The following is a 26,335-nucleotide window of genomic DNA, read 5'->3' on the forward strand; positions in this document are numbered from 1 at the left end:
AGCGCCGCCATGACCGAATTCATCCCTCCCGGCACGCGCTGGATCGACCTGCCCTCGCCGTTCCCGATGAAACGCGGCGGCGAGTTGCAGGGCGCACGCATTGCCTACGAGACCTGGGGCACCCTCAACGCCGCACGCGACAATGCGGTGCTCGTGGCGCCCGGGCTGTCGCCGAACGCGCACATGGCCGCCAACTCCGCCAATCCGGACGCCGGCTGGTGGGAGCCGATGGTCGGGCCGGGCAAACCGATCGACACCGACCGCTGGTACGTGGTCTGCACCAATCCGCTGGGCAGTTGCAAGGGCTCCACCGGCCCAGCCTCGATCGACCCGGCCACCGGCACGCCGTACCGTTTCAGCTTTCCCGAGCTGTCGATCGAGGACGGTGCCGACGCCATCGCCCACGTCGTGCGGGAACTGGGCATCGGGCAACTCGCCTGCCTGGTCGGCAACTCGATGGGCGGCATGGTCGCGCTGGCGATGCTGATCCGCCATCCTGGCATCGCGCGCACCCACATCAACATCTCCGGTGCGGCGCGCGCCTTGCCGTGGTCGATAGCGATCCGCTCGCTGCAGCGCGAGGCGATCCGGCTCGACCCGAACTTCAATGGCGGCGATTACAACGATGAGCACTACCCCGAATCGGGCATGCGGATGGCGCGCAAGCTCGGCGTGATCACCTACCGTTCCGCGCTGGAATGGGACGGCCGCTTCGGCCGCGTCCGGCTGGATTCCGACCGCAGCGACGACGAACCGTTCGGGCTCGAGTTCCAGGTCGAAAGCTATCTGGAAGCGCATGCCCGCCGCTTCGTCCGCCAGTACGACCCCAACTGCTACCTCTACCTCAGCCGCTCGATGGACTGGTTCGACCTGGGCGACCACTGCGCACAGCGCGGCACCGACAGCCGCGCGCACACCCGCGCCGGCCTGGCCGCGATCCACATCGAACGCGCACTGGCGATCGGCGCCGAGACCGACATCCTGTTCCCGTTGCAGCAGCAACAGGAAATCGCCGACGGCCTGCGCGAAGGCGGTGCCGACGCACAATGCCTGCCGATGCCATCGCCGCAGGGCCACGATGCCTTCCTGGTCGACTTCGACCGCTACGGCCCCGCCGTAAGGGGTTTCCTCGACACCCTGTAGCCGCACGCACCGCAACCGTGGTGCCCGGCCTGCCACACGCCAAAGCGCTAGACTTGTGCGATGACTATCCAAGCCTTGCCCGATATGGTTTTCCCCGGCCGCGACAAGCTCGTCGGCGCCCTCGACATGGCGGTGGCCCTCGGCGACGAGCACGAAATCACCGCCGCACTGCGCAACAGCCTCTGCCAGATGATCCGCGACCGCGACATCCAGCTGCCCGACTGCGTGTTCGAACCGCTCGAGGACCATTACGCCCGTCGTGAAATCTACCGCAGCCCCGAGCACGGCTACAGCGTCGTCGCCATGACGTGGGGCCCCGGCCAAGGCACCCCGATCCACGACCACTGCGGCCTGTGGTGCGTGGAGGGCGTCTGGGACGGCGGACTGGAAATCACCCAGTACGAGCTGCTGGAGCAGGATGGTGAGCGCTTCCGGTTCCGCGGCACCGGCGGCATGATCGCCGGCCCCGGCAGCGCCGGCAGCCTGATCCCGCCGCACGAGTACCACGCCATCCGCAACAGCAGCCGCGACGAGATCGCCGTCTCGGTGCACATCTACAAGGCGGCGATGGAAGCGTGCTCGATGTTCCTGCCCGACCACGGCGAATGGTTCCTGCGTGCGGACAAGGCGCTGAAGATCGACCAGGCGAGCTGATTTCCCACCTGCATTTCCAGCTTCGCCGCCATGCGCTGCACCGCAAGTCGCCGGTCGTTCGCGTGACCTGGATCAACGGCCCCGCCGGCGATCCATGGGCTAATACGCCCATCTCGTCATCCGCCCGAAAACTCCGGGCCGTTGAATCGCCATGAATGAAGTGCGTCATCCGGGCCCTGGGCCTGAACCCGGTGCCGGGCAGGAGCACGACCACAAGCACGACTGGGATCCCCGCTCCACAACCGTGCTCGACGACCAGATCGCCGCCTACGACGGCATGCGCCGGCGCTGCCCGGTGGCCCGCAGCGAATACCTGCACTGGTCGTTGTTCCGCCACGCGGACGTGTCGCGGGCACTGCACGACCACGCGACGTTCAGCAATGCGGTGTCCAGCCACCTCTCCGTCCCCAACGGCATGGATCCGCCGCAGCACACCGGTTACCGGAAACTGATCGAACCCTGTTTCGATTGGCAGCGGATTGCCGCGTTCGAACCGGCCTGCCGCTCCATCGCCACCCACCTGGTTGCCGGATTGCCGGTCGACGGGGATGTCGATCTGGCCGAAAGGTTCGCCCAGGATTACGCCCTGCAGATCCAGTGCGCCTTCCTCGGCTGGCCTGCCACGACGCACGATCCCCTGCGTGCCTGGATCCGCAGGAATCATGCGGCGACGCTGGCCGGCGACCGGCCTGCGATGGCACTCATCGCGCTGGAGTTCGACCACGTCATCCGCCGGTTGCTGGCCGTCCGCCGCGACGCCGGCGATCGCGCGCCCGACGATCTCACCACCCGCCTGCTGCACGAGCAGATCGACGGCCGCGCATTGAGCGACGAGGTCATCGTCAGCATCCTGCGCAACTGGACCGTGGGCGAACTGGGCACGATCGCCGCGAGCGTGGGAATCCTGGCCCATTACCTGGCCGACCGGCCGGAGCTCCAGCAGCAGTTGCGCGAACAACCGGCACAGCTGCCCGCTGCGATCGACGAGATACTGCGGATCCACGCACCGCTGATTTCCGCCCGCCGCATCACCACCCGGCCGGTGGAGATCGGCGGGCGCCAGCTCGACGCCGGCGCACGCATCACCCTGATGTGGGCGTCGGCCAACCGCGACGAGGCCGTTTTTGGCGACCCCGACGAGTTCCGCCTTGATCGCGATCCCTCCTTGAACCTGCTCTACGGTGCCGGCATCCACGTCTGCCCGGGCGCCGCACTGGCACGCCTGGAGCTGCGGGTCCTGATGGAAGAACTGCTTCGACAGCGCCGGATTGCGCTGGTGCCCGGCACGCAACCGCGCAGGGCGGTCTATCCGGCCAGCGGCTTTTCATCGTTGCCGTTGCAGGTCGGGAAAATCACGTCCTGACCTGTCGAGTCGATCCAGGAAAACACTGGAGCGCAGCGCCCCGGCTCGGCTATACTTCCGCGCTGGCCGAAGTGGCGGAATCGGTAGACGCAGCGGATTCAAAATCCGCCGCCCTTAAAAGCGTGTGGGTTCGAGTCCCACCTTCGGCACCATCAGCAACGACTTGCCCGGCTCCGGCCGGGTTTGTTGTTTCTGACCACCTCATTTCTGGCGGCTTCATTTTCCGGCAACCTCATTTCCGGCGTCGCGGGATCTGGCCGGGCAGTTCGCTTCCGGCAGGGCTAGCATTGGCCCATGTGCCTGATCGCCTTCGCCCTGGACTGCCACCCGCGCTACCGACTGGCGTTGATCGCCAATCGCGACGAGCTTCATGCACGGCCGGCCGCGCCGGCCGGGGTGGATCCCGACTTTCCCGACCTGTATGGCGGCCGCGACCTGCAGCTCGGCGGCGGCTGGCTGATGGTTTCGCGACGTGGCCGACTGGCTGCGGTGACCAACGTGCGGGTTGGACTGGGCAGCCAGCCGATGCCCCGCTCGCGCGGTGAGCTGGTCAGGGATTTCAGCCGCAAAGAATCCACGGCGGCCGACTGGCGGCAGGCACTGGAACCGCGCGCCGCCGAGTACGCACCCTTCAACCTGGTGCTGTGGGACGGGTCGTCTGGCTGGTTTGCGAGCAACCACCCCCGCTTTTCCGCCCACGCCATCAGTCCCGGCCTGCATGCCATGTCCAACGGCGCCTTCGATGCGCCGTGGCCGAAAAGCACGCAGGCGACCCAGGCCCTCGCGCACTGGCTGCACTCCGAAGCCGCGGGTGATGCCGGGATGGCGGATGTGTCGGCACTGCTCAGCGCGCTCGCCGACGACACCCCGGCACCGGACGCATCGCTGCCCGATACCGGCATCGGCCTTGAGTTGGAACGTCGGCTGTCACCGCCCTTCGTGCGCGACGCACTCTACGGAACGCGCTGCAGCACCGTGGTGCTGGTCGACGATGACGGGATCCGGTTTGTCGAACGGCGCTTCGACGCCAGCGGAACCGCGACCGGCGACACCGACGCCTGGTTGCAACGCATGACGACCTGACATCGACGCCTGACCTTCCGTGGCGGTCCATAAGCGACCCGCTTCAGTGCATCGCACTCCAGGGCCACTACCCTTCGCCACTCATCGCGTAGCGGTCCGCCGCGCGCTCGAAACGGTTGCGCACGCTCACCCCGCCGCATAGCAGATACAACGGCAGGAACAGCGGACCGAGCGCCATGTATTGGTAAACATGGGCGCGTTCGTGATCGCCCAGGCGCACCGGCGGATCGACGCACCGGCCAGCGCGGTGCGCGTAGGTCAGGCAAGGAACATCCAGATCGTCGCCGGTGTGGATGATCACGTTGCCCAGAGTCAGCGCGCCGCCCGGGCCCCAGGGCCAGCCATGAAAGACCAGTGCCGGATACTCACGCCGCCAATGCACGTGCGCGCCGAACGGCAGGCCGGCCATGCCGGCCAGCAAGCCGAGGAGCGTGTTGGGCAACGTCCATGCCGCGCCGACGAGCAATCCCGCGAGAGAACGCCGGGACACGCCGCTCAGGTGCTTTCTTCCGGCATCAGGAGCCACAGGATCAGGTAGACCACGATGCCGGGAAAGGCCGCGGAAGCGATGGAGACGAGGACAAACAGCACCCGCAGCAGGGTCGAACTCCAGCCGAACCGTTGCGCGATGCCGCCCAGGACGCCGGCAATGATGCGGTCACTGCGTGATCGGGTGAACGGGCGCGGTGCAGGGTCCATGCGGTTGGTATCGATGTATGCGTGAACGGAGGGCAACGCCCGCGAGTCTAGCGCGCGGCCGTGATAGCGACGCGTGATGGCCGGCCTAGCGGGAACGCTGCGCCAGCCAGTCGTGGATCGCCTGCGGCACCTCGCGCTGGGCACGGCTGGAGACGTAGATGCCGATGTGGCCGCCACGGAACGACAGCTCGCTGTAGTCGTCGCTGCCGACCAGCCCACCCAGCGCTTTGGACGAGGCCGGCGGCACCAGATGGTCATGCTCGGCGAACACGTTCAATACCGGCATGTCGACCTGGGCCAGATCGACGTTGCGGTCGCCGATGCGGATGCTGCCGTTGAGGAATCCGTTGGCCTGATAGAACTGCTTGGCGAACTGCCGGAACGCTTCGCCGGCCTGGTCGGGCGAGTCGAAGATCCAGTTCTCCATGCGCAGGAAATCCTCCAGCGCCTGCCGGTCATCGAGGATGTCGACCAGGCCCACGTACTTCTGCACGAACAGCCGCCACGGCTTCAGCGTGAGGTAGGTGAAATTCATCATGTCGGCCGGGATGTTGCCGAGCGCATCGACCATCGCATCCACATCGATCCCGCGCACCCAGTTGGCCAGCATGTTGTCGTCGGTATGGAAGTCGACCGGCGTGACCATGGTCACCAGGTTGCGCACCTTGCCGGGATTGAGCGCGGCGTAGCACAGCGAAAACGCGCCGCCCTGGCAGATGCCGAGCAGGTTGATCGCGTCCAGATGATGGGCCCTGCGGATGTGGTCGACCGCGCCACCGAGGTAGCGCTGGATGTAGTCCTCCAGCTCCAGGTAGCGGTCGGAACGGTCCGGGTAGCCCCAGTCGAGGATGTACACGTCCTCGCCGCGCGCCAGCAGCCCGCGCACGATGGATTTGTCCGGCTGCAGGTCGACCATGTAGGGCCGGTTGACCAGCGCGTAGGCGATCAGCAGCGGCACCTTGGCCGTCGGCGCGCGGCCGCCTTCCAGCGTGGTCCCGCGGTAGCGGTACAGCACGACCTTGCCGTCGCGCCAGACTTCCTCCTTGGCCGTCGCGCCGTAGTCGATGTTGTCGACCTCGCGCAGGGTATCGAGACCGGCGCGCAGCTTGGCCTGCGCCTGCATGGCCTCCTGTGCCAGCGCATCGGCGGTGAAATTCAGGGGACCGGTGGCGAACATCGGGGGCTTGTCCATGTCAGCGTGCCTTCGCGGTGGGATTGGCTACCGCGGAACGTGTTGCGGATGCGGATTTTTTCATTGCCGCCGAAGCGCCCGGCTTGTTCGTCGGGGACGCTTTCTTCAGGACCGGTTTTGCGGCTCCGCGCTTTGACGTGTTTTTCGTGGCCTTGGCGGCGGGTGCGGGCTGCTTCGATGCCGGTCGGGAGACCGCTTTTGCAGCCGTTTTTGACGAAACTTTCGTCGCGGCTTTCGCCGCAGGCTTGCCGGTGGCAGCCTTCGTCCGCGGCGCGCGCGCTCGCCCACCGTCACCAGGGCCGGAAGCCGGTGGCGGCTTCGGCGCCGCACCGTCCAGTCGATCGCGCAAGCGCCGCAGATCGCGTTCCAGTTGCGCGATCTTGCGATGCGCGGCATCGACCTCGGTGCGTGTCGGCACGCCCATCGCCTCGCCGGCCTGCTCGACCTCACGCTGCACCGCCGCGCGCAGACGCATCTGCGCATTCACCAGCGCGCCATAGGCGTCGCGGAACCGCGGCGACAGCGCGATCTCGGCATATGCCTCCTCGGCTGCATCGATCCACAGGTCGAACAGCGCGCGGGTCGATTCCAGTTGCCGGCCCGGCTCGCTGCAAGCCGCGAGCTTCTCCTCGAAACGCTTGAACGCGTCCTGCATCGCCTCGGCCAGCAACGCCTGGTAGCTCTTGTCCTGCTGCTGGTAATCCTGCATGGCTGCTGCCAGCTGCTGCCAGCGCTGCTGATGCTCGCGGGTGAAGCCCAGTGCCGGCGTGTCCAGCCAAGACCGGCCCTCACGCTGCATCTGCTCCAGCCACGGCGCAGCCTGCGCGAACCACTGCTCGAAACCGTGCTGGCCCGGCCCCTGCATCCCACGCAAGGCCTCGGCGAACGGGTTGCCGCCAGTGCTACCAAAGGCCTGCTTCCAGGCCTTGGCGACATCGGCTGCGCTGGCGTTCTGACCGGCGAACTGCGCCGCCAGTTGCTGCATCTGTGCGTACCAGCCCCGCGCCTGCGCGTTGAAGCGCTCAACCGCGGTATCGGCAGGTTGGCTGCCTCCGCGGGCGAGTTGCGACCACCACGCCAGCGCCTCGTTCCAACCGGGCATCGCGCCGGCGGTTCCGGCCGACGGGCCGGCACCTGCATGGCCGGCATCGGAAAATCCGGGGAATCCGCTGCCCGGAAAGCCCGCTGTCGAAAATCCCGGCGCGGATGCGGGCGCCGTTTCGCCGCGCATCATCTCGCCCCAGCGACTCCAGTACTGCCGCGCCAGCGAGGCGAAGTCGTCGCTACCGCTACCGAAACCTTCGGGCGGAAAGCCGCCCATGCCGAAACCGTGATTGGCCATTCCACTCTCCCAAGCGTGACGTCGATCATAGCAACGCCCGCGCCGCATGCTCCGGCGTTACCGGAGGCCGGACTCAGGGTTTGGGGATGCGCACCGTCTTGCTGATCATCAAGGTGCCCGACAACGCGAACATCAGCACCAGCGGATGGAATTGCCACGGACCCAGCTTGACCATGCCGAACCACAACTGGCTGCCGATCGCGCCCTGCCAGGCCGCGATCCACAGCACCACCACCAGCACCAGACTGGTCGGAATAGGCGTGCCCTCGAAATATTTGACCTTGCCCTCCGCGCCCGACAACTGCTCGGCGGTGACGTTGTAGCGCGCCAGGCGGCTGACCCCGCAGCCGACGAAGAAGCTCAATACCACCCAGTCCCAGCCGCCTTGCAGGCCGCAGGCGTAGGCCAGCGCGGCCGGAGCGACGCCGAAGGAAATCACGTCGGCCAGCGAATCCAGCTCACGGCCCAGGGTCGAGGCTGACTTGCGCCAGCGCGCAATCCGGCCATCGAGCGCATCGAAGATGAAGGCCAGCGGGATCAAGGCCATGCCGATCATCAGGTCGCGCACGATGCCGTCCTGCAGGAAGCGCATCGCAGCGAAGATCGCGCCGGTGCCGCAAAAGGCATTGCCGAGGGTGAACCAGTCCGCAAGTTGGAATTCACGAAGCATCGTGAAGTGGCGAGGCTGCTGCATGCGATTGCTCCGGTAAGGTTTGCCATCATCGCGCAAACTGCTGCCCAGCCTGCCAAAAACCGGGCGGCAGCGCCAAGTGCGATGCCGGCAGGTGTCTAGCGGTACGTCCCGCGGGCGATCCGGAAAGGACGCGAGGCTACAGGCGGCGGCCTGCCGCGACCACAATGGCTGTCCACGCCACCGCCAGCACGAAATTCTCCAGAACGTCATGCCCACCCCACCCCGAAAGATCTTGCATGTCGACATGGATGCGTTCTACGCGTCGGTCGAGCAGCGCGACGACCCCGACCTGCGCGGCAAGCCGGTGGTGGTCGCCTGGCGCGGTGCGCGCTCGGTGGTGTGCGCGGCCAGCTACGAGGCGCGGGTGTTCGGCGTGCGCTCGGCGATGCCGGCCGGTCGCGCGGAACGGCTGTGCCCGCAGGCGATCTTCGTACCGCCGGATTTCGTCCGCTACAAGGCGGTGTCGCAGCAGGTCCGCGAAATCTTCGCCCGCCACACCGACCTCATCGAGCCGCTGTCGCTCGACGAGGCCTACCTGGATGTCACCCGCACCAGGACCGCCCTGCCTTCGGCCACCGCGACGGCGGAAGCGATCCGCGCCGCGATCCGCGGGGAAACCGGATTGACGGCCTCCGCCGGCGTGGCCTCCAACAAATTTCTCGCCAAGATCGCCTCGGACTGGAACAAGCCCGACGGTATCTGCGTGATCCGCCCGCGCCAGGTCGAGGCGTTCCTGACGCCCTTGCCGGTCGGTCGCCTGCCGGGTGTCGGCAAGGTGATGCAGGGTCGGTTGGCCGAACTGGGCATCGCCACCGTCGGCCAGTTGCGCCAGTTGCCGGCGACCGAACTGGAGCTGCGCTTCGGTCGTTGGGGCCGGCGCCTGCACGAGCTGTCGCAGGGCATCGACAACAACCCGGTACGGCCGGAGCGTCCGAGCATGCAGATCTCCTCCGAAGACACCTTCGCGCACGACCTGCTGCTGGCCGATCTGGAGCCGCACATCCGCCGGCTCGCCGAAAACACCTGGGCCGGTTACCAGCGCGAACGGCAGCGGCATCCGGACCGCGTCGCCCGCACCGTGGTGCTGAAGCTCAAGACCGGCGACTTCCGCCTGCTCACCCGCAGCCTGACACCACCGACGCGGCCGGCGTCGCTGGAAGCGCTGGCCGGCATTGCCTGCGACCTGCGCGCACGCGTCGACCTGCCCGTGGACACGCGGTATCGCCTGGTCGGCGTCGGCCTGTCGGGTTTCATCGAGCAGGACGACAACCGCGCCCAGTCGGACCTGTTCGGAGAGCCGTTCGAGGCGATCTGAACTGGATGGGCGTTCTGATAAGTCCGCGGTTCAACCTCCAACCGCCGCCGACAAGGGCGACGCCCCGCCGCTCGCACACATCCACGGATTGTCAGCCGGCGGGTGACGCCGCGACAGCTTCTTCCGACGCGACAGCCGCGGAATCGTCCGACGAGCCCCGCTTCGGCTTCAACAGCAACTCCAGCGCCTTGCCCACCATCGCGAACGCGAACGCGCCCGTCACATGGGTCGCCGCGCCCAGCCCCGCGCCGCAATCGAGCTTGAGCGCGGCATCGCCCGCCACCTGCGGGCGTACACCGCAGACGCTGCCATCGGCTTGCGGGTATTTCACGTTTTCCAGCGAATACACCGCCGGCACGCTGAAGTACCGCTGCGGGCTCCTGGGGAAGTTGAACTCGGCGCGCAGTTTCTTGCGGATCAACGCCAGCATCGCGTCGTGCTCGGTCCGCGACAGGTCGCGCACCCGCACCTGGGTCGGATCGGTCCGGCCACCGGCCGAGCCGCACACCACCAGCGGCAATTTGCGTCGACGGCACCAGGCGATCAGTTCGACCTTGCTGCGGAAACTGTCGCAGGCATCCAGCACGAGATCGAAGTCGCGATCCAGCATTGCCGCCAGCGTCGAGGCGGTCAGGAATTGTTCCACCGCCTCCACCTCGACCAGCGGATTGATCGCGCGACAGCGCTCGGCCATCGCCACCACCTTCGCGCGGCCGAACTGGCCTTCGTGCGCGGGCAGCTGGCGGTTGCTGTTGGACACACAGATGTCATCGGCATCGATCAGGCTGAGGTGGCCGACCCCGCTGCGAACGAGCGCCTCCACCACCCAGGAGCCGACGCCCCCCATGCCGACCACGGCCACTCTGGAGTCCGCGAAACGTGCCAGTGCGCCGTGGCCATACAAACGGTCGATCCCGCCGAAACGCTCCAGCAGGCTTGGGTCCAGGGAGGAAGTTGTCATGCGCACAGTGTAAATCCCGCTCGTCCGGCCTGCTGCATGGCGCGTGTTATCGTTCCGCGCAATTCACAGGAGCCCGGCCATGAGCAACCCCCAGCCCGATACCAGTCACGACGGCAAGCGTCCGGCCAACGGCGCGAAATACCTCATCCTGCTGCTGGTGGGACTGGTCATCGGCGTGATCGCCACGGTCATGGTGCTGCGTGCGGTGGAGGGCAGGAAGGACTGGCAGGACCATTTCCCGGAAGCGGCGATGCGCGTCATGGCAGCGCACTCCGCGCAGTTGCAGATCAGCATGAAGGCCAACCGCTGCAGCGCGACCGACACCCTGCCCCATCTGCAGGCACTGCGCACGATCGCCAACGACCTTGAACCTGCGCTCCCCGGCCTGAGTGACGACAAGCGCTTCGCCGAGCACGCCAGCCGGTTCCGCGCCACCCTGGATGCCGCGCTGGCCAGCCCGCCGCTCAATTGCGAAGGCCTGGCGGAAACCACCAGGAAGATCGGCGAGGACTGCAAGGCCTGCCATCAGGACTTCCGTTGAGTGCCCACCGGTTGTGATCGGCCGCATCGGCCCGTCACGCCGGCGTCGCCGGTCACTGGCCGCATGGGGGCGAGTGCCCGGTTGATCGCCTGTTCACGCATCCGCGCCTAGTTTGGGAACTCGTGGCGATCTCGCCACCGATTCTTCCCGCCACGCCGGAGATGCTCATGAACACCCCGTCCACAAACAACAAGAACCCTCGCCTGATCGTCATCGCCGCGGCGGCCGCACTCGCCCTTGCCGGCTGCGCGACAGGCCCGGGCTACGGTTCCAACAGCGGCTACGTAACATCCCCGGGATACGGCACTCCGGCCAATTGCTACGATTGCGGCACCGTCGTGCGGATCGAGCAGGTGGCCGGCAACAGCAATGTCCCCGACGCCACTGGCGCGGTGCTGGGCGGGATTGTGGGTGCGGCAGCAGGACGTGAACTGGGCGACGACAAGAGCTCGGGACGCCGCAACACCGCGACCGTGGCCGGTGCCGTGGCCGGAGCGCTTGCAGGCAACGCCATCCAGAAAAACATCAGCGGCGCGACTTACAACGTGCAAGTACGCATGGACAATGGCCGCACCGTCGTCGTCAGCCAGCGCGACCTGGACGGCATCCGCGAGGGTTCCTATGTCCGGGTATACGACGGTCGCGCCTGGGCACGCTGACCCGGTGATCAATACGGCTGGCCCATCGGCATCGATCGGCCCGGGCATCGACCGACTGGCCCCGGCCCATGTCGCACCAGCCCGCAACATCGATGGCCCGCAGCGATGCGGGCCATTCTTTACACCAATAGTCCACGCACAAAAAACCCCGACTTGAGTCGGGGTTTTTCGAGACGGCTCAGACGTTATACCGCCTGGACCTCGTCAGCCTGCAGACCCTTCTGACCCTGGGTGACCACGAAGGACACCTGCTGGCCTTCCTGCAGGCTCTTGAAGCCCTCGGACTGGATCGCACGGAAATGCACGAAGACGTCTTCGCCATTCTCGCGGCTGATAAAGCCAAAACCCTTGGCATCGTTGAACCACTTGACGGTTCCGGTTTCACGGTTGGACATTTACTTGCTCCTTGGAACATGGATTGATAGCGGCGCGTTGAAAACAGCGCGGTCGCGCCGAGCTGGTTGCAAGGAAGAAGCAAGGTGCAACGATGAAGCGATCTTTGATCAACCACATCGGGCCAAGATTCACGGTGACCCTGACAAACAGCGGCCCGAAACTACCCCGCGCTCCGTGAAAATGCAATCACGAACTGCCAAGGACGTGCCATGGACCTGCAAACGCTTTACTACGTGATCGCGGTAATCCTGGTCCTGCTTGGACTGGCCGGGACGATATTGCCGGCCATTCCCGGCGTACCGCTGGTGTTTGCCGGCATGCTGCTGGCTGCCTGGGCCGATGGGTTCGCGCAGGTCGGGGCATGGGTGATCGGGATACTGGGATTGCTGACCCTGATGTCGATTGCGATCGACCTGTTTGCCACCGCGGTGGGGGCCAGACGGGTGGGTGCGAGCCGCCTGGCGGTGGCAGGTGCGATCGTCGGCACCTTTGCGGGGCTGTTCTTCGGCATCATCGGCCTGCTGGCCGGACCCTTCATCGGCGCGTTGGCGGGCGAACTCCTGCACAGCCGCGAAGTCCGCCACGCAACCCGGGTCGGCGTCGGCACCTGGGTCGGAATCCTGCTCGGCACCGCGCTCAAGATCGGCCTGGTGTTCGCCATGCTGGGTGTGTTCGCGATGGCCTGGCTGCTGTGATCGCTGCGGCCACCGGTTGCCACCTTCACGTTACAATTGATTGAAACTTGGCACAGTGGCGACCCTGATCCAGGGGAAATTCGGATGCGATGCTGGAGCCACCCACGCATGATTTGGATCATCGTTTCCACCGTACTGATCACTGCGCTTGTGGTCGTGATCGCCATGAACTTCGCGACCCCGAAAAAGGAACTGGAACGCAGGATCGAGCATCACTACACGATTTCGGACCCCCAGTTCCGCCGCGAAATGTCGGTATTGATGGGGCCGACCGTCCTGCCCGGAAACAAGGTCACTGCGCTCAACAACGGCGTGGAGATTTTCCCCTCGATGCTGGAGGCCATCCATGGCGCCCGGGTGTCGATCACCTTCGAGACCTACATCTACTGGTCTGGCGAAATCGGCAGGAAATTCAGCGAGGCGCTGTCGGAGCGAGCCCAGGCAGGCATACCCGTGCATGTCACCATCGACTGGGTCGGCAGTCTCAAGATGGATCAGGAGCTGCTGGACAACATGCAGGACGCCGGTGTGCAGGTGGAGCGCTATCGCCCCTTGCACTGGTACAACCTGAACCGGATGAACAACCGCACCCACCGCAAGCTGCTCGTCGTGGACGGCAGGATCGGCTTCACCGGCGGGGTCGGTATCGCCGACCTGTGGGAAGGCGACGCACAGGATCCCCAGCACTGGCGTGACATGCATTTCCGGATCGAGGGACCGGCAGTGGCGCAGATCCAGGCGGCGTTCAACGACAACTGGATCAAGACCACCGGCGAGGTCCTCAACGGTCCCGACTATTTCCCGCCGCTGCAACCCGCCGGTGACATGGCCGCGCACATGTTCATCGCCTCCCCCGCCGGCGGCAGCGAGAGCATGCACCTGATGTATCTGATGGCGATCGCGGCGGCCGAGCAATCCATCGACCTGGCCGCGTCGTATTTCGTCCCCGATCCGTTGATCATCCACTCCCTGATGGCGGCGCGAAAACGCGGCGTACGCATCCGCGTGCTGCTACCCGGCCCGCATATCGATTCGGAAACAGTACGGTTGTCGTCCAAGGCCACCTGGGGGCCGCTGTTGCGCGATGGCGTCGAGATCCACGAATACCAACCGACGATGATGCATACCAAGTTGTTGATCATTGACCAGGAGCTGGTGTCGGTCGGTTCAACCAATTTCGATATCCGCTCGTTCCAGCTCAACGACGAGGCAAGCCTGAATATCTATGACCATGAGTTCGCCATGCAGATGACCGCCGTGTTCGAGAAGGACTTGAAGCCCACCAAACGCTATACCTACGACCTTTGGCAGAACCGCCCCTGGCAGGACAAGCTTGCCGAGCGCGTGCTGTTGCCGATCAAGTCGCAACTATGAGCCTGCGCAGATCGGGGACATACCGATGGCTGGTTTCCTCCATCGTCATGGTGCTGGGACTGCTGTCTGGTGCTGTTGCGCTGGGAGCACCGCCTGCGGCGGGGATTGAGGCGCCAGCCTCACCGGCGACAGAAACGGCGGACCACGCGATGAGTCGGGATCTGGCTCGCCGGCTGCATGGCGTGGCAGGGCTGGAGGATGTGGTGGTCACCGTACAGGCCGGCGTGGCGCGTCTGGATGGCACGGTGATCGAGGTCGAAGACCGCGTGCAGGCCGCCCAGATCGCCAGCCAGCAACCGGGCGTCGACACGGTCGAGAACCATGTGCAGGTCAGCACCCGGCTTTCCGATCGTCTGGACGCCGCGGTCACCCTGGTCATCGAAAAACTGCTGCACCTGGTGGCGGCGATTCCGCTGCTGGCAGTCGCGATCGCGTTGGTGATGCTGTCGTGGTGGTTGGGGCGCGGGATCGGGCGACGGATCGCACGGCGCAAGTGGCGCAGCAAGAACCCCTACCTCGACGGACTGGTGCAGAACCTGGTGCAATGGCTGGTTTTGCTGGTGGGAGTGCTGGTCGCCCTCGACCTGCTCGGCGCCACCGCCCTGGTCGGCGCGGTACTCGGCTCGGCGGGCGTCATCGGGTTGGCGATGGGTTTCGCGTTCAAGGACATCGCCGAGAACTACGTCGCCGGCATCCTGTTGAGCCTGCGGCGGCCGTTCGAGCCCGGCGACTCGCTGCGGATCGACAGCTACGATGGCAAGGTCGTCGCCCTGACCTCGCGCGCGACGATCCTGATGACCTTCGACGGCAACCGGCTCAGCCTTCCCAACGCGCTGGTGTTCAAGTCGGTCGTGCTCAATTTCAGCCGCAACCCGAAGCGGCGCTTTGATTTTGCGATCCCGGTCGATCCGGCGACCTCGATCGGCCGCGCGCAGGAAGTCGCCATGAACCGGATCGCCGCCACCGACGGGGTGCTGCCGGATCCGGGGCCGTCGTGGATCATCAGCGGTTATGAGGGCGATGGGCTCAAGTTGCAGTTCTTCGGCTGGATCGACCAGCGCCAGAACGATCTGGGCAAGGTGCGCAGCGCCGCGATCCGGGCGGTGAAGAAGGCATTTTTCGATGCCGGCATCGAAAGCCCGCGTTCGGTGCGCTACCTGGTCTCGGTGCCGGCAGCCGAAGCCGCCACCGCCGGTACCACAACGACGGATGCCGCCGTCGACATCGCATCCCAGGACATTTCGATCAATCGCGACATCGACCAGCAACTGGCCGACGCGCAACGTGCCCACTCCACCGACGACCTGCTGCCGCCGTCTCCATGAGTCACGCCATGCCGATCCCCACCGCCCCTGCACGCCGATGGCCCCGCATCGCCGCCATGACGGTCGCGACGCTGGCGATCACCTCCCTCGCCGGCCCCGCGTTTTCCCGGGATCCGTCGAGCCTGGTGACACCGCCCGAAGCCTGCGCCGCACTCAATGTCGATGTGGACCGGCTCGCCTGCTACGACCGCGCCTTCCAGCGCCGACCCGACGATCCGCTGCGCGCGGACGCCGAAGCCCTGCAGGCCAGGCAAGCCATGGACCAGGCCGCCGAGCGTGAGCGCGCCAACCTGTCACGCCGGGAGCGTGCGCGCCTGGCGGCAAATGACCTGTTCAAGTCCGATGACGGCCGCACGTCGTTGGAGACCAGCATCGCCAACGCCGGCAAGGGCGCGCTGCTCGACAGCCGCTGGGAGCTCGCCAGGGACTCCAAGCTCGGCATCTTCAACCTGCGCGCCTACAAGCCGGTGTACCTGTTGCCGGCGGTATGGAGCAGCCGGCCGAACGAACTCCCCAGCTCGTCCAATCCGGCCGTGCCGGCACAGCCGTTGCCGCTGGACAGCGTCGAGACGAAGTTCCAGATCAGCTTCAAGACCAAGGCGGTCGAGAACCTGTTCGGCGACAACGGCGACATCTGGATGGGCTACACCCAGACCTCGCACTGGCAGGTCTACAACAGCGAGGAGTCGCGCCCGTTCCGCGAGTCGAACTACGAGCCGGAAGTGATGCTGGTGTTCCGCAACAACTACAGCCTCGGCGGGTGGCGCGGGCGGATGCTGGGGCTGGGCATCAACCACCAGTCCAACGGCCGCGCCGATCCGCTCTCGCGCAGTTGGAACCGGATCGTGATGAACATCGGCCTGGATCGCGAAAACTGGGCCCTGACCCTGCGCCCGTGGTGGCGGCTGTCGGACGGCAGCGAGGACGAGAACCCGGGCATCGAGGACTATGTCGGTCGCGGCGATGCGACGCTCGTGCACGTCCGCAACGGGCACGAATTCGCGTTGATGGCGCGTCACTCCCTGCGCGGTGGCGACGCCTCGCACGGCGCGGTGCAGTTCGACTGGGGCTTTCCGCTGACCCGCACTCTGCGCGGCCACGTGCAGGTGTTTGACGGATACGGCGAGAGCCTGATCGACTACAACCACCGCTCCACCCAGATCGGACTGGGCATCTCGCTGCTGGAGTGGTTCTGATCCGCGGACAATGACGCGGGACGGCCTGCCACCGCGGCGGCGCCGCACAGGCCCGGTCGACATCAACGGAGACGCGGTATGCAGGCGAAGCGAATCCTTTCCATCGATGGCGGCGGCATCCGCGGCCTGGTCAGTTGCCTGTGGCTGGGAGGCGCGGAAGACGTCCTGGCCCAGTCCGGCAAACCGGGATTGCTGGGGCATTTCGACCTGCTCGCCGGCACTTCCAGCGGCGCATTGATCGCCTGCGGCCTCGGCATGGGGTTGAGCCCTGCCACCATCGCCGGGCTGTTCCACCGCCACCGCCACGACATCTTTCCCGGCATGGTCGAGCGCCTGTGGTCGCGCGCGGGCCGGGTGTTCCGCGAAGGCCTTTCCGCGCCCAGGTACGACGGCAAGGGACTGGAAAACGTGCTGCGGGAAGTGTTCGGGCAGACCACGCTGGGCCAGCTCAAGTTGCCGGTGATGGTGACCAGTTACGACACCGTGTCCCGCGAGGCGGTGATCTTCAAGAGCTTCAAGCCCGAGCACCGCGACCTGCCGGTGTGGGAAGTCTGCCGCGCATCCACCGCCGCGCCGACCTACTTCCCCGCGTACCCGATGATGGTCGAGGGCCATGCCTGCGCCTTGATCGACGGCGGCGTCGTGGCCAACAACCCCACCGCCTGCGCGGTCGCCGAGGCGTTACGTCACGACAAGCAGGTCGACCAGTGCAGCGACCTGGTGGTGTTGTCGGTCGGCAGTGGCCGGCGCAACCGGCCGATCCCGCTCAGGCAGGCGCAGGAATGGGGCGCGCTGGAATGGGCGGTGCCGATCATCGACGTGCTGTTCGACGGCAACACGGATTCCGTCGATTACATCACCCGGCAACTGGTCGGGCCGGGCTACTTCCGGCTGCAGGCCGACCTGCTGGCGCAACTGGACGACCTGGACGATGTCAGCTCGGTCAACATCGCCGCGCTGGAAACCATGGCGACGGATTACCTGCAGAGCGCCGCGACCCGCGCGACGCTCAAGGAACTTGCAAAACGCCTGTAAGGCGATTGTAGGAGCGACGTAAGTCGCGAATGCGCCGACGTCCGGTTTCGCCGTGCTGTCGCGACTTACGTCGCTCCTACAACCGAAGGAAGCCCCCATGGGACAGGAAGCTCGCCCTCAGATCTGCTCGATCGCCAGCGGGATCCGGCCGATGCGGGCCTGCCATTCGCGCGGGCCGGTCTCGTGCACGGACTCGCCGTTGCTGTCGACCGCCACCGTCACCGGCATGTCCTGCACGGTGAACTCGTAGATCGCCTCCATGCCCAGGTCCTCGAACGCGACCACGCGGGCGGCCTTGATCGCCTTCGATACCAGGTACGCCGCGCCGCCGACCGCCATCAGGTAGACCGACCTGTGCTTGCGGATCGCCTCGATCGCGACCGGGCCGCGCTCGGCCTTGCCGACCATGCCCAGCAGTCCGGTCTGGCCCAGCACCTGCTCGGTGAACTTGTCCATGCGGGTGGCCGTGGTCGGGCCGGCGGGGCCGACGACCTCGTCGCGCACCGGATCGACCGGGCCGACGTAATAGATGAACCGGCCCTTGAAGTCGACCGGCAGCGGCTCGCCCGCATCCAGCATCCCGACGATGCGCTTGTGCGCGGCATCGCGGCCGGTCAGCAGTTTTCCGTTGAGCAGGATCGTCTCGCCGGGCTGCCAGCTGGCCACTTCTTCCGGGGTGAGCGTGTCCAGATCAACGCGACGGCCCTTGGATGCATCGAAGGTCAGCTCGGGCCAGTCCTCCAGCGACGGCGGATCGAGCATCACCGGCCCGCTGCCGTCCAGGGTGAAGTGCGCATGCCGCGTGGCCGCGCAGTTCGGGATCATCGCCACCGGCAGGTTGGCGGCGTGGGTCGGGAAGTCCTTGACCTTGACGTCCAGTACCGTGGTCAGCCCGCCCAGGCCCTGCGCGCCGATGCCGAGCGCGTTGACCGCGTCGAACAGTTCGATGCGCAGTTCCTCGGCACGGTTCGACGCGCCGCGCGCCTTCAGCTCGGTGATGTCGATCGGCTCCATCAGCGATTCCTTCGCCAGCAGCATCGCCTTCTCGGCGGTGCCGCCGATGCCGATGCCGAGCATGCCCGGCGGGCACCAGCCGGCGCCCATTGTCGGCACGGTCTTGAGCACCCACTCGGCGACCGAGTCGGACGGGTTGAGCATCGCGAACTTGGCCTTCGCCTCCGAGCCGCCGCCCTTGGCTGCGACGATCACGTCGACGGTGTTGCCGGGCACGACCTTGACGTTGACCACGCCGGGCGTGTTGTCCTTGGTGTTGATGCGCTTGCCGGCCGGGTCGGCCAGCACCGAGGCGCGCAGCTTGTTGTCCGGATGCGCGTAGGCGCGGCGCACGCCCTCGTGGACCATGTCCTCCACGCCCATCGTGGCGTCGTCCCAGCGCACGTCCATGCCGATCTCAAGGAACACGGTGACGATGCCGGTGTCCTGGCAGATCGGACGGTGGCCCTCGGCACACATGCGCGAGTTGATCAGGATCTGCGCGATCGCATCCTTGGCGGCGACACTTTCCTCGCGCTCATAGGCGGCCGCGAGGCTCTTGATGTAGTCGACCGGGTGGTAGTACGAGATGTACTGCAGCGCGTCGGCAACGGAGGCGATGAAATCCTCCTGGCGGATCGATACAGGCTGGCGGGCGGCGAACGGACTGGCGGACTGGCTCACGGCGGGCATTAGGCTGGCGGCGGGGCGCTTATTCTACCGGCCCGCCGCCATTCCGGCCGGGCTGCGGCCGGAACACTGTGTCAAGTCGGGCGGCGTCGAATCCGGCGGTCTCGATGGAGACCGGGTCACGGCATTCGATCAGGCATTCGATCAGGAGCAGCCGCCGCAGCAGTCGCTGCCCTCGCCGCTGTGGGGCGCGGCATTGGTGGCCGGATAACCCGCCGCCGCCAGTGCATCGATCGCCTGCTGCTGGGTCAACAGGCCTTCCACGCGCACCTGCTGTTCCGCCACATTGACGGTGACCTGCGCGGTCGGGTCCTGGGCGACGATGGCCTTCTGGATGGCATCGCTGCAGTTGTCACAGGTGATTTTTTCGACGTCTAGCAACATGGCTGGGCACTCTTGTTGGGTGATGGCTTGACCCCGAAGGATCAAGGCGGGGGACGGCAGGGTCGCAAGGATCATCCCGCCTTGCCTTGACCCGGGTCAGGCGCGGCGCGAATGATGCCGCTACGCCGGTGCCAAATCCGCCAACACGCCAACCAGGAACCTCTGCATGCCCGCATCGCCTGACACGCCCGCGAATGCACCCGGTCGTAAGGCCGGGCCGGGTGCGAAACCCAGCCTTCGCGAGCGCTTCGATGCCCTGCACAACCTGCCGCCGTTCCTGCGACTGATCTGGGCGACCAGCCCGGCGCTGACGCTCTCCACGCTCGGCCTGCGGCTGGTACGCGCGCTGGTACCGATCGCGACGTTGTACATCGGCAAGCTGATCATCGACGAGGCCGTGCGGCTGGTCGCTGCGGGCATGGCGTTCGAGGCGCTCGGCGATGCCTGGCACAGCGGCCAGCTGGACACGCTGATGTGGCTGCTGCTGATCGAACTCGGCCTGGCGATCGGCTCGGACCTGCTCGGCCGGCTGACCAGTTACGGCGACTCGCTGCTGTCGGAGCTGTTCACCAACGCGATCAGCGTCCGGCTGATGGAGCACGCGGCCACCCTCGACCTGGAGGATTTCGAGGATCCCGACCTGCAGGACAAGCTCGACCGCGCCCGCCGCCAGACGATGGGGCGGATGAACCTGATGAGCCAGTTGTTCGGCCAGGTCCAGGACACCATCACCGTGATCAGTTTCGCCATCGGCCTGCTGGTGTACGCACCGTGGCTGATGGTCCTGCTGGCGGTCGCGCTGATTCCCGCCTTCGTCGGCGAGGCGCACTTCAACGCGCTGGGCTATTCGCTCAACTTCGCCTGGACGCCGGAGCGCCGCCAGCTCGAATACGTCCGACAGATGGGCGCGAGCGTGGAAACGGCGAAGGAGGTGAAGATCTTCAACCTCCACAGGTACCTGATCGCGCGTTACCGCACGCTGGCCGACGGGTTCTACCGGGCCAACCGCGCCCTCGCCCGACGCCGTGCGCTGTGGGGTTCGGCGCTGTCCGCGCTGGGCACGCTGGGGTACTACATCGCCTATGCCTACATCGCCTGGCGCACGGTCCGCGGCGACTTCACCATCGGCGACCTGACCTTCCTCGCCGGCAGTTTCCGCCGCCTGCGGCAGTTGCTGGAAGGCCTGCTGGTGGGGTTTTCCCAGGTGGCGGGCCAGGCGTTGTATCTGGACGACCTGTTCTCGTTCTTCGCCATCGAACCGGAAATCGTCTCTCCAGCCGATCCGCTTCCGGTGCCCAGCCCGATCCAACGTGGTTTCGTGTTCGAAAACGTCGGTTTCCGCTATCCCGATGCGACAAAGTGGGCATTGCGCGGCCTGAATTTCGAGCTTCATGCGGGCGAGGTGCTGGCGCTGGTCGGCGAGAACGGCGCGGGCAAGACCACCCTGGTCAAACTGCTGGCACGGCTGTACGACCCCGACGAGGGCCGCGTCCTGCTCGATGGCCGCGACCTGCGCGAGTACGACCTGGACCAGTTGCGCGCCAACATCGGCGTGATCTTCCAGGACTTCGTGCGCTACCACCTCACCGTGGGCGAGAACATCGGCGTCGGCCAGATCGATGCGATGGACGACGAGGCGCGCATCCAGGAGGCCGCGCGCCGGGCGATGGCCGAACCGTTGATCGCCGGGCTGCCCCATGGCTACGAGCAGTTGATCGGCCGCCGCTTCAAGACCGGTGTCGACCTGTCCGGCGGCCAGTGGCAGAAAATCGCGATTGCGCGTGCCTATATGCGCGACGCGCAGGTGATGATCCTGGACGAGCCGACGGCCGCGCTGGACGCGCGTTCGGAGTTCGAGGTGTTCCAGCGCTTCAAGGAGCTGTCGTCCGGCAAGACCGCGGTGCTGATCTCGCACCGGTTCTCCAGCGTGCGCATGGCCGACCGCATCCTGGTGCTGGAGCATGGAAAGCTGGAAGCCAGCGGCACCCACGACGAACTGCTGGCGCAGGGTGGCCGCTACGCGGAGCTGTTCGAGCTGCAGGCTGCCGGCTACCGCTGACGCGACTCAGAACAGTGACGCCTGCGGTGGTTCCGGCGCGGAGTAGTCCAGCCTGCCATCGACGATCCGCGCCGCCGACGTGTAGGGATGCGGCTCGCTTCGTCCCGGCGCCATCAGGTGGATCACGTCCCAGCCGTCCGCCTTGAAATCGTCGGCGATCAGCCCACGATGGCACTGCCACCAGACCGCCTCGGCGCACATGATCGCGGTGCTCTGGGCCGTCGCCAGCACCGCCAGGCGATCCCGTGCCTGCCGGTAGTCGTCGGTTGCCATGTAGTCCGCATAGCCGCGGAAGCTGTCGTTGCGCCACGCCGTGTTGCGGGTGTGCGGATCGACCTTGCGACGACCGCCCAGCTCCGGCATCGGGATATAGGCGATGCCGGTATGCGGCATTTCCCGCGCCATCGTCTCGGCGGAAAACTGCGGGTTGCGGCGGGATCCTGGAAACCGCCGCACGTCCACCAGCGCGGTGATGTGCGCTTCCTGCAACATGCCCGCGAACACCTCCCACCCGCGGGTGGAGTGCCCGATCGTCCACAAGGTGCGGCCTGCCTGATGCATGCTGCGATGGTGCACGCGCGGTTGTGAAACCGGCTTGACGATACCGCCCACCACGGAAGTTGATTTCGATCAAGCCACGATCGACAAACCTGCGTCAAAGTGCCTCATGTCCAGATCCCCGGGAGTACGCCGATGAAGATCCTTCTTGCCGTCGACGGCAGCGAAAACAGCACCCGCGCCGCGCGGTTCGTCATCAAGCTGGCCAAGAGTCTGGCCAAACCGCCGCGGATCCTCCTCGTCCACGTGGATGCCCCGCTGCTGGAGGGTGTCAAAAGGCATCTGGGCGAACAGGGCACCGCCGACTACCACGCCGACAACGCCCGTTATGCATTCAAGGGTGCACGTACCGTATTGGTCCGGGCGCGGCAGGCGTACGAACCGATGCCGCTGATCGGCGACGCGCACAAGGTGATCGTGGAGACGGCGGTCAAACAACGTGCGGACATGATCGTGATGGGTTCCCGCGGCCTCAACGCGCTGTCGGGCTTGTTCATGGGTTCGGTGACGACCAAGGTCGTCGCGCTGTCCGAAGTTCCGGTGACCGTGGTCCGCTGAAGACACAGCATCCCGGCAGACCCTGCCGGCCGGCACGTCCGGTTCGGCTAAAATAGCCGGTCCCCACGCAATCACCCCCGACATGTCCTCTGCTTTCGGCACCGAAACCGTGCTGGACGTCCGTCACTGGACGGACGACTACTTCAGCTTCACCACCACCCGCGACGACGGCTTCCGTTTCGACAACGGCCAGTTCGTCATGATCGGCCTGGATACCCCGCAGCCCGACGGCTCGAACAAGCCGTTGATGCGCGCGTATTCCATCGCCAGCGCGAACTGGGAGGAGCAGCTGGAGTTCTTCTCCATCAAGGTGCCCGATGGTCCATTGACCTCGCGCCTGCAGCACCTGCAGCCCGGCGACACGATCCGGATCGGCCGCAAGCCGACCGGGACATTGCTGATCCACGACCTCCACCCGGGCCGCAACCTGTACCTGCTGGGTACCGGCACCGGGTTCGCGCCGTGGCTGTCGATCATCAAGGACCCGGAAACATACGAACGTTTCGAGCGGGTGATCCTGACCCACGGCGTGCGCCGTGCCGACGACCTCGCCTACCGCGACTACGTGGTCAACGAGCTGCCGCGGCACGAGTTCCTCGGTGAGACCATCGCCGAAAAACTGCGCTACTACCCTGCCGTGACCCGCGAGAACTTCGTGTTCGACGGCCACGACCACCGCGGCCGGATGACCGACCTGATGGCGAGCGGACAGATGATGGAACACCTCGGCCTGCCGCCGCTGGATCCCGAACTGGACCGCGCGATGGTCTGCGGCAGCCCGCAGATGCTGGCGGACTTCCGCGCCCTGCTCGACGGCCGAGGCTTCGTCGCCGCTCCGCGCATCGGCGTACCGGGCCAGTACGTGTTCGAACGGGCGTTCGTCGAGAAATAGACGATCCTCCGGCCTTACGGGGCCGCGAGACGAACTGTCAACGGGTTCCCCCCTCGCCCGGGCGCGGCCACAATCGGCCTCCCCTGCCCGCAGGGTTCCGTCTTCATGTCAGGTCGTATCGCAATGCCAGAAACCGCCGCCACACCCGCCGCGTCTGCCCGCCGGATCGCCACCCAGATCGCCCACGTCATCGCCAGCGAGATCGACGCCCGGCCGAGCCAGGTCATCGCCGCGATCGGCCTGCTGGACGAGGGCGCAACGGTGCCGTTCATCGCCCGCTACCGCAAGGAAGTCACCGAGGGGCTGGACGACACCCAGTTGCGCAACCTGGAGACCCGGCTGATCTACCTGCGCGAGCTGGAAGACCGCCGCGCGACCGTGCTGGCCAGCATCGAGGAGCAAGGCAAGCTAACCGACGAGCTGCGCGCCGACATCGAGGCCGCCGACAGCAAGTCGCGGCTGGAAGACCTCTATCTGCCCTACAAGCCCAAGCGCCGCACCCGCGCCCAGATCGCCCGCGAGGCCGGCCTGGAGCCGCTGGCCGATGGCCTGTTGGCCGACCCGATGCTGCTGCCGGAGGCCTTCGCCGCCGGTTTCGTCGATGCCGACAAGGGCGTGGCCGACGTCAAGGCCGCGCTGGAAGGCGCGCGCGCCATCCTGATGGAGCGCTGGGGCGAGGACGCCGCGCTGGTCGGCGAGCTGCGCGACTGGCTGTCCGACACCGGGGTGATCCGTGCCCGCGTGATCGAAGGCAAGGAGAACGAGGCGGCCAAGTACCGCGACTACTTCGACCACGCCGAATCGTTGACGAAGATCCCCTCGCACCGCCTGCTGGCGCTGTTCCGCGCCCGCCGCGAGGAGTTCATCCAGCTCGACCTGGACCCGGGCACCGATGCCGAGTCCGGCCATGCCCAGGCCGAGGCCCGCGTCGCCCACCATGCCGGCGTCGCCAACCGGAACCGGCCGGCCGATGCCTGGCTGCTCAACGCCTGCCGCCTGACCTGGAAGGCCAAGCTGCACCTGCACCTGCTGCTGGATCTGTTCGGCCAGGCGCGCGAGAAGGCCGAGGCCGAGGCGATCGCGGTGTTCGGCGACAACCTCAAGGACCTGCTGCTGGCTGCGCCCGCCGGACCGAAGGCCGTGCTCGGGCTGGACCCGGGCCTGCGCACCGGGGTCAAGGTCGCGGTGGTGGACGCGACCGGAAAGCTGGTCGAGACCGACACGATCTTCCCGCACCAGCCACGCAACCAGTGGGACGGCTCGCTGCACGTGTTGCGCGCGCTGTGCCTCCGCCACGGCGTGCAGCTGATCGCGATCGGCAACGGCACCGCCTCGCGCGAGACCGACAAGCTCGCCGGCGAGCTGATCAAGCTGGCGCCCGAATTGAAGATGCAGAAGCTCGTGGTCAGCGAGGCCGGCGCGTCGGTGTACTCGGCGTCGGAATTCGCCGCGAAGGAATTCCCCGACCTCGACGTCTCCCTGCGCGGTGCGGTGTCGATCGCCCGCCGCCTGCAGGACCCGCTGGCCGAGTTGGTCAAGATCGAACCCAAAGCGATCGGCGTCGGCCAGTACCAGCACGACGTGGACGGCTACCGGCTCGCCCGCGCGCTGGATGCGCGGGTCGAGGACTGCGTGAATGCGGTCGGCGTGGACGTCAACACCGCCTCGGCCGCGCTGTTGGCGCGGGTGTCCGGGCTGAGCTCGACGGTGGCGGAGAACATCGTCGTGTACCGCGACCAGAACGGCGCCTTCCGCAACCGCAAGGAGCTGAAGAAGGTGCCGCGTCTGGGCGACAAGACCTTCGAGCAGTGCGCCGGCTTCCTGCGCGTGGCCAACGGCGACCAGCCGCTGGACGGCTCCTCGGTGCACCCGGAGGCGTACCCGGTGGTGCAGCGGATCGTCCAGCAGTGCGGGCGAGAGGTGAAGCAGCTGATCGGCGATGCCCCGTTCCTGCGCAGCCTGCAGGCCGAGCAGTACACCGACGAGAAGTTCGGCGTGCCGACCGTGCGCGACATCCTCAAGGAGCTGGAAAAGCCCGGTCGCGACCCGCGCCCGGAGTTCAAGGCCGCGCGCTTCGCCGACGGGGTGGAAGAGCTGAAGGACCTGAAGGTCGGCATGGTGCTGGAAGGCGTGGTCAGCAACGTCGCCGCGTTCGGCGCGTTCGTGGACATCGGCGTCCACCAGGACGGCCTGGTGCACATCTCGATGCTGGCCGACCGCTACGTCAAGGACCCGCGCGAGGTGGTCAAGGCCGGCGACGTGATCAGGGTGAAGGTGCTGGAGGTGGACATCCCGCGCAAGCGCATCGCCCTGACCTGCCGGCTGGAGGACAGCGCGCCGGCGCCGCAGGCCGATCGCGGTGACGAGCGAGGCAACAAGCGCGGCGACAGTGGGCGCCGTGAGCCGTCGCGCGGAGCACGCAGCGAGCCGCGCCGCGTGGCACCAGCTGCACCGGCCCGGGCATCGTCCGCACCTCCGGTCAACAACGCGCTGGCGGCGGCGTTCGCGCGGGCAAAAAACAACACCTGATATGG

The 26,335-nt window shown here is 66.6% G+C and carries 26 protein-coding genes and 1 tRNA gene; 17 read left to right on the forward strand and 10 right to left on the reverse strand.

Going from position 1 to position 26,335, the window contains the following annotated elements; genetic code table 11:
* Positions 1-9 precede the first annotated feature (9 nt).
* From metX to N792_RS07245, 5 genes are all read left to right on the forward strand, one after another.
* Positions 10-1,143, forward strand: a complete 1,134-nt coding sequence (gene metX / locus N792_RS07225; RefSeq protein ID WP_036193801.1) for a homoserine O-acetyltransferase MetX — start codon at positions 10-12, stop codon at positions 1,141-1,143.
* 60 nt (positions 1,144-1,203) lie between these two features.
* Positions 1,204-1,797, forward strand: coding sequence for a cysteine dioxygenase family protein (locus tag N792_RS07230; RefSeq protein ID WP_036193802.1), 594 nt, complete (start codon positions 1,204-1,206; stop codon positions 1,795-1,797).
* A gap of 151 nt (positions 1,798-1,948) precedes the next feature.
* Positions 1,949-3,160 (forward strand): cytochrome P450, encoded by a 1,212-nt coding sequence (locus N792_RS07235; protein WP_084105516.1) that lies wholly within the window; start codon positions 1,949-1,951, stop codon positions 3,158-3,160.
* A 65-nt stretch (positions 3,161-3,225) separates the two neighbouring features.
* Positions 3,226-3,312 (forward strand) — tRNA-Leu (locus tag N792_RS07240).
* A 142-nt stretch (positions 3,313-3,454) separates the two neighbouring features.
* On the forward strand, positions 3,455-4,243 hold the full coding sequence (locus tag N792_RS07245) for an NRDE family protein (protein WP_036193804.1): 789 nt from the start codon (positions 3,455-3,457) through the stop codon (positions 4,241-4,243).
* A 67-nt stretch (positions 4,244-4,310) separates the two neighbouring features.
* On the opposite strand, the gene N792_RS07250 is transcribed toward N792_RS07245, so the two are convergent.
* From N792_RS07250 to pssA, 5 genes are all read right to left on the reverse strand, one after another.
* The gene (locus N792_RS07250; RefSeq protein ID WP_052103769.1) at positions 4,311-4,652 is read right to left on the reverse strand and encodes a hypothetical protein; all 342 of its coding nucleotides are present in this window, start codon (positions 4,650-4,652) and stop codon (positions 4,311-4,313) included.
* Positions 4,653-4,738: 86 nt separating this feature from the next.
* Positions 4,739-4,942 (reverse strand): PspC domain-containing protein, encoded by a 204-nt coding sequence (locus N792_RS07255; RefSeq protein ID WP_036193807.1) that lies wholly within the window; start codon positions 4,940-4,942, stop codon positions 4,739-4,741.
* Between the two features lie 85 nt (positions 4,943-5,027).
* Positions 5,028-6,134 (reverse strand): class III poly(R)-hydroxyalkanoic acid synthase subunit PhaC, encoded by a 1,107-nt coding sequence (locus tag N792_RS07260; protein WP_224743929.1) that lies wholly within the window; start codon positions 6,132-6,134, stop codon positions 5,028-5,030.
* 1 nt (position 6,135) lies between these two features.
* Positions 6,136-7,476, reverse strand: a complete 1,341-nt coding sequence (phaE, locus tag N792_RS07265) for a class III poly(R)-hydroxyalkanoic acid synthase subunit PhaE (RefSeq protein WP_052103645.1) — start codon at positions 7,474-7,476, stop codon at positions 6,136-6,138.
* A 73-nt stretch (positions 7,477-7,549) separates the two neighbouring features.
* The gene (pssA, locus tag N792_RS07270) at positions 7,550-8,170 is read right to left on the reverse strand and encodes a CDP-diacylglycerol--serine O-phosphatidyltransferase (protein ID WP_036193809.1); all 621 of its coding nucleotides are present in this window, start codon (positions 8,168-8,170) and stop codon (positions 7,550-7,552) included.
* 208 nt (positions 8,171-8,378) lie between these two features.
* Here pssA and dinB point away from each other — a divergent pair, with 208 nt between their 5' ends.
* Positions 8,379-9,485: a DNA polymerase IV gene (gene dinB / locus N792_RS07275; protein ID WP_036193812.1), complete on the forward strand. Its 1,107-nt coding sequence runs from the start codon at positions 8,379-8,381 to the stop codon at positions 9,483-9,485.
* Between the two features lie 91 nt (positions 9,486-9,576).
* On the opposite strand, the gene N792_RS07280 is transcribed toward dinB, so the two are convergent.
* Entirely contained in the window at positions 9,577-10,446 is an 870-nt protein-coding gene (locus N792_RS07280) for a tRNA threonylcarbamoyladenosine dehydratase (protein ID WP_156969332.1), read from the reverse strand.
* 79 nt (positions 10,447-10,525) lie between these two features.
* Between N792_RS07280 and N792_RS07285 the strand changes: the two genes are divergently transcribed.
* The gene (locus N792_RS07285) at positions 10,526-10,987 is read left to right on the forward strand and encodes a hypothetical protein (RefSeq protein ID WP_036193813.1); all 462 of its coding nucleotides are present in this window, start codon (positions 10,526-10,528) and stop codon (positions 10,985-10,987) included.
* Positions 10,988-11,154: 167 nt separating this feature from the next.
* The gene (locus N792_RS07290; protein ID WP_036193985.1) at positions 11,155-11,646 is read left to right on the forward strand and encodes a glycine zipper 2TM domain-containing protein; all 492 of its coding nucleotides are present in this window, start codon (positions 11,155-11,157) and stop codon (positions 11,644-11,646) included.
* A gap of 185 nt (positions 11,647-11,831) precedes the next feature.
* On the opposite strand, the gene N792_RS07295 is transcribed toward N792_RS07290, so the two are convergent.
* Positions 11,832-12,041: a cold-shock protein gene (locus N792_RS07295; RefSeq protein ID WP_036193815.1), complete on the reverse strand. Its 210-nt coding sequence runs from the start codon at positions 12,039-12,041 to the stop codon at positions 11,832-11,834.
* A 210-nt stretch (positions 12,042-12,251) separates the two neighbouring features.
* Between N792_RS07295 and N792_RS07300 the strand changes: the two genes are divergently transcribed.
* From N792_RS07300 to N792_RS07320, 5 genes are all read left to right on the forward strand, one after another.
* Positions 12,252-12,737, forward strand: coding sequence for a DUF456 domain-containing protein (locus N792_RS07300; RefSeq protein WP_036193817.1), 486 nt, complete (start codon positions 12,252-12,254; stop codon positions 12,735-12,737).
* 108 nt (positions 12,738-12,845) lie between these two features.
* On the forward strand, positions 12,846-14,111 hold the full coding sequence (locus N792_RS07305; RefSeq protein ID WP_036193819.1) for a phospholipase D-like domain-containing protein: 1,266 nt from the start codon (positions 12,846-12,848) through the stop codon (positions 14,109-14,111).
* Between the two features lie 149 nt (positions 14,112-14,260).
* Complete coding sequence (locus tag N792_RS07310) at positions 14,261-15,436, forward strand: mechanosensitive ion channel domain-containing protein (RefSeq protein WP_052103647.1); 1,176 nt, start codon at positions 14,261-14,263, stop codon at positions 15,434-15,436.
* 56 nt (positions 15,437-15,492) lie between these two features.
* On the forward strand, positions 15,493-16,632 hold the full coding sequence (locus N792_RS07315; RefSeq protein WP_156969354.1) for a phospholipase A: 1,140 nt from the start codon (positions 15,493-15,495) through the stop codon (positions 16,630-16,632).
* Between the two features lie 78 nt (positions 16,633-16,710).
* On the forward strand, positions 16,711-17,667 hold the full coding sequence (locus N792_RS07320; RefSeq protein WP_052103650.1) for a patatin-like phospholipase family protein: 957 nt from the start codon (positions 16,711-16,713) through the stop codon (positions 17,665-17,667).
* Positions 17,668-17,784: 117 nt separating this feature from the next.
* On the opposite strand, the gene N792_RS07325 is transcribed toward N792_RS07320, so the two are convergent.
* Together N792_RS07325 and N792_RS07330 are read right to left on the reverse strand one after the other, a co-directional pair.
* Positions 17,785-19,344: a fumarate hydratase gene (locus N792_RS07325; protein ID WP_224743928.1), complete on the reverse strand. Its 1,560-nt coding sequence runs from the start codon at positions 19,342-19,344 to the stop codon at positions 17,785-17,787.
* Between the two features lie 150 nt (positions 19,345-19,494).
* On the reverse strand, positions 19,495-19,734 hold the full coding sequence (locus tag N792_RS07330) for a heavy-metal-associated domain-containing protein (protein ID WP_052103656.1): 240 nt from the start codon (positions 19,732-19,734) through the stop codon (positions 19,495-19,497).
* Positions 19,735-19,900: 166 nt separating this feature from the next.
* Between N792_RS07330 and N792_RS07335 the strand changes: the two genes are divergently transcribed.
* On the forward strand, positions 19,901-21,793 hold the full coding sequence (locus N792_RS07335) for an ABC transporter ATP-binding protein (RefSeq protein ID WP_036193822.1): 1,893 nt from the start codon (positions 19,901-19,903) through the stop codon (positions 21,791-21,793).
* 6 nt (positions 21,794-21,799) lie between these two features.
* Here N792_RS07335 and N792_RS07340 read toward each other — a convergent pair whose 3' ends face one another.
* Entirely contained in the window at positions 21,800-22,354 is a 555-nt protein-coding gene (locus N792_RS07340; RefSeq protein ID WP_036193990.1) for a DUF488 domain-containing protein, read from the reverse strand.
* Between the two features lie 132 nt (positions 22,355-22,486).
* On the opposite strand from N792_RS07340, the gene N792_RS07345 reads away from it, so the two are divergent.
* The 3 genes from N792_RS07345 (at position 22,487) to N792_RS07355 (ending at position 26,330) form a co-directional block, all read left to right on the forward strand.
* Positions 22,487-22,909, forward strand: coding sequence for a universal stress protein (locus N792_RS07345; protein ID WP_036193823.1), 423 nt, complete (start codon positions 22,487-22,489; stop codon positions 22,907-22,909).
* A gap of 82 nt (positions 22,910-22,991) precedes the next feature.
* A complete protein-coding gene (locus tag N792_RS07350) occupies positions 22,992-23,801 on the forward strand; it encodes a ferredoxin--NADP reductase (RefSeq protein WP_036193824.1) in 810 nt (269 codons plus the stop codon).
* A gap of 123 nt (positions 23,802-23,924) precedes the next feature.
* Positions 23,925-26,330: a Tex family protein gene (locus N792_RS07355; protein WP_052103658.1), complete on the forward strand. Its 2,406-nt coding sequence runs from the start codon at positions 23,925-23,927 to the stop codon at positions 26,328-26,330.
* The last annotated feature ends 5 nt before the right edge of the window (positions 26,331-26,335 follow it).

Origin of the sequence: Lysobacter concretionis Ko07 = DSM 16239, from assembly GCF_000768345.1 — a bacterium.
Taxonomy (GTDB): Bacteria; Pseudomonadota; Gammaproteobacteria; order Xanthomonadales; family Xanthomonadaceae; genus Novilysobacter; species Novilysobacter concretionis.

Bases quoted from the DNA above. Each gene is read 5' to 3' on its own strand.
- metX (WP_036193801.1), top strand. From the start codon at position 10: ATGACCGAATTCATCCCTCCCGGCACGCGCTGGATCGACCTGCCCTCG.
- N792_RS07230 (WP_036193802.1), top strand. From the start codon at position 1,204: ATGACTATCCAAGCCTTGCCCGATATGGTTTTCCCCGGCCGCGACAAG.
- N792_RS07235 (WP_084105516.1), top strand. From the start codon at position 1,949: ATGAATGAAGTGCGTCATCCGGGCCCTGGGCCTGAACCCGGTGCCGGG.
- N792_RS07245 (WP_036193804.1), top strand. From the start codon at position 3,455: ATGTGCCTGATCGCCTTCGCCCTGGACTGCCACCCGCGCTACCGACTG.
- N792_RS07250 (WP_052103769.1), bottom strand. From the start codon at position 4,652: ATGGCCGGCCTGCCGTTCGGCGCGCACGTGCATTGGCGGCGTGAGTAT.
- N792_RS07255 (WP_036193807.1), bottom strand. From the start codon at position 4,942: ATGGACCCTGCACCGCGCCCGTTCACCCGATCACGCAGTGACCGCATC.
- N792_RS07260 (WP_224743929.1), bottom strand. From the start codon at position 6,134: ATGGACAAGCCCCCGATGTTCGCCACCGGTCCCCTGAATTTCACCGCC.
- phaE (WP_052103645.1), bottom strand. From the start codon at position 7,476: ATGGCCAATCACGGTTTCGGCATGGGCGGCTTTCCGCCCGAAGGTTTC.
- pssA (WP_036193809.1), bottom strand. From the start codon at position 8,170: ATGCAGCAGCCTCGCCACTTCACGATGCTTCGTGAATTCCAACTTGCG.
- dinB (WP_036193812.1), top strand. From the start codon at position 8,379: ATGCCCACCCCACCCCGAAAGATCTTGCATGTCGACATGGATGCGTTC.
- N792_RS07280 (WP_156969332.1), bottom strand. From the start codon at position 10,446: ATGACAACTTCCTCCCTGGACCCAAGCCTGCTGGAGCGTTTCGGCGGG.
- N792_RS07285 (WP_036193813.1), top strand. From the start codon at position 10,526: ATGAGCAACCCCCAGCCCGATACCAGTCACGACGGCAAGCGTCCGGCC.
- N792_RS07290 (WP_036193985.1), top strand. From the start codon at position 11,155: ATGAACACCCCGTCCACAAACAACAAGAACCCTCGCCTGATCGTCATC.
- N792_RS07295 (WP_036193815.1), bottom strand. From the start codon at position 12,041: ATGTCCAACCGTGAAACCGGAACCGTCAAGTGGTTCAACGATGCCAAG.
- N792_RS07300 (WP_036193817.1), top strand. From the start codon at position 12,252: ATGGACCTGCAAACGCTTTACTACGTGATCGCGGTAATCCTGGTCCTG.
- N792_RS07305 (WP_036193819.1), top strand. From the start codon at position 12,846: ATGATTTGGATCATCGTTTCCACCGTACTGATCACTGCGCTTGTGGTC.
- N792_RS07310 (WP_052103647.1), top strand. From the start codon at position 14,261: ATGAGTCGGGATCTGGCTCGCCGGCTGCATGGCGTGGCAGGGCTGGAG.
- N792_RS07315 (WP_156969354.1), top strand. From the start codon at position 15,493: ATGACGGTCGCGACGCTGGCGATCACCTCCCTCGCCGGCCCCGCGTTT.
- N792_RS07320 (WP_052103650.1), top strand. From the start codon at position 16,711: ATGCAGGCGAAGCGAATCCTTTCCATCGATGGCGGCGGCATCCGCGGC.
- N792_RS07330 (WP_052103656.1), bottom strand. From the start codon at position 19,734: ATGTTGCTAGACGTCGAAAAAATCACCTGTGACAACTGCAGCGATGCC.
- N792_RS07335 (WP_036193822.1), top strand. From the start codon at position 19,901: ATGCCCGCATCGCCTGACACGCCCGCGAATGCACCCGGTCGTAAGGCC.
- N792_RS07340 (WP_036193990.1), bottom strand. From the start codon at position 22,354: ATGCATCAGGCAGGCCGCACCTTGTGGACGATCGGGCACTCCACCCGC.
- N792_RS07345 (WP_036193823.1), top strand. From the start codon at position 22,487: ATGAAGATCCTTCTTGCCGTCGACGGCAGCGAAAACAGCACCCGCGCC.
- N792_RS07350 (WP_036193824.1), top strand. From the start codon at position 22,992: ATGTCCTCTGCTTTCGGCACCGAAACCGTGCTGGACGTCCGTCACTGG.
- N792_RS07355 (WP_052103658.1), top strand. From the start codon at position 23,925: ATGCCAGAAACCGCCGCCACACCCGCCGCGTCTGCCCGCCGGATCGCC.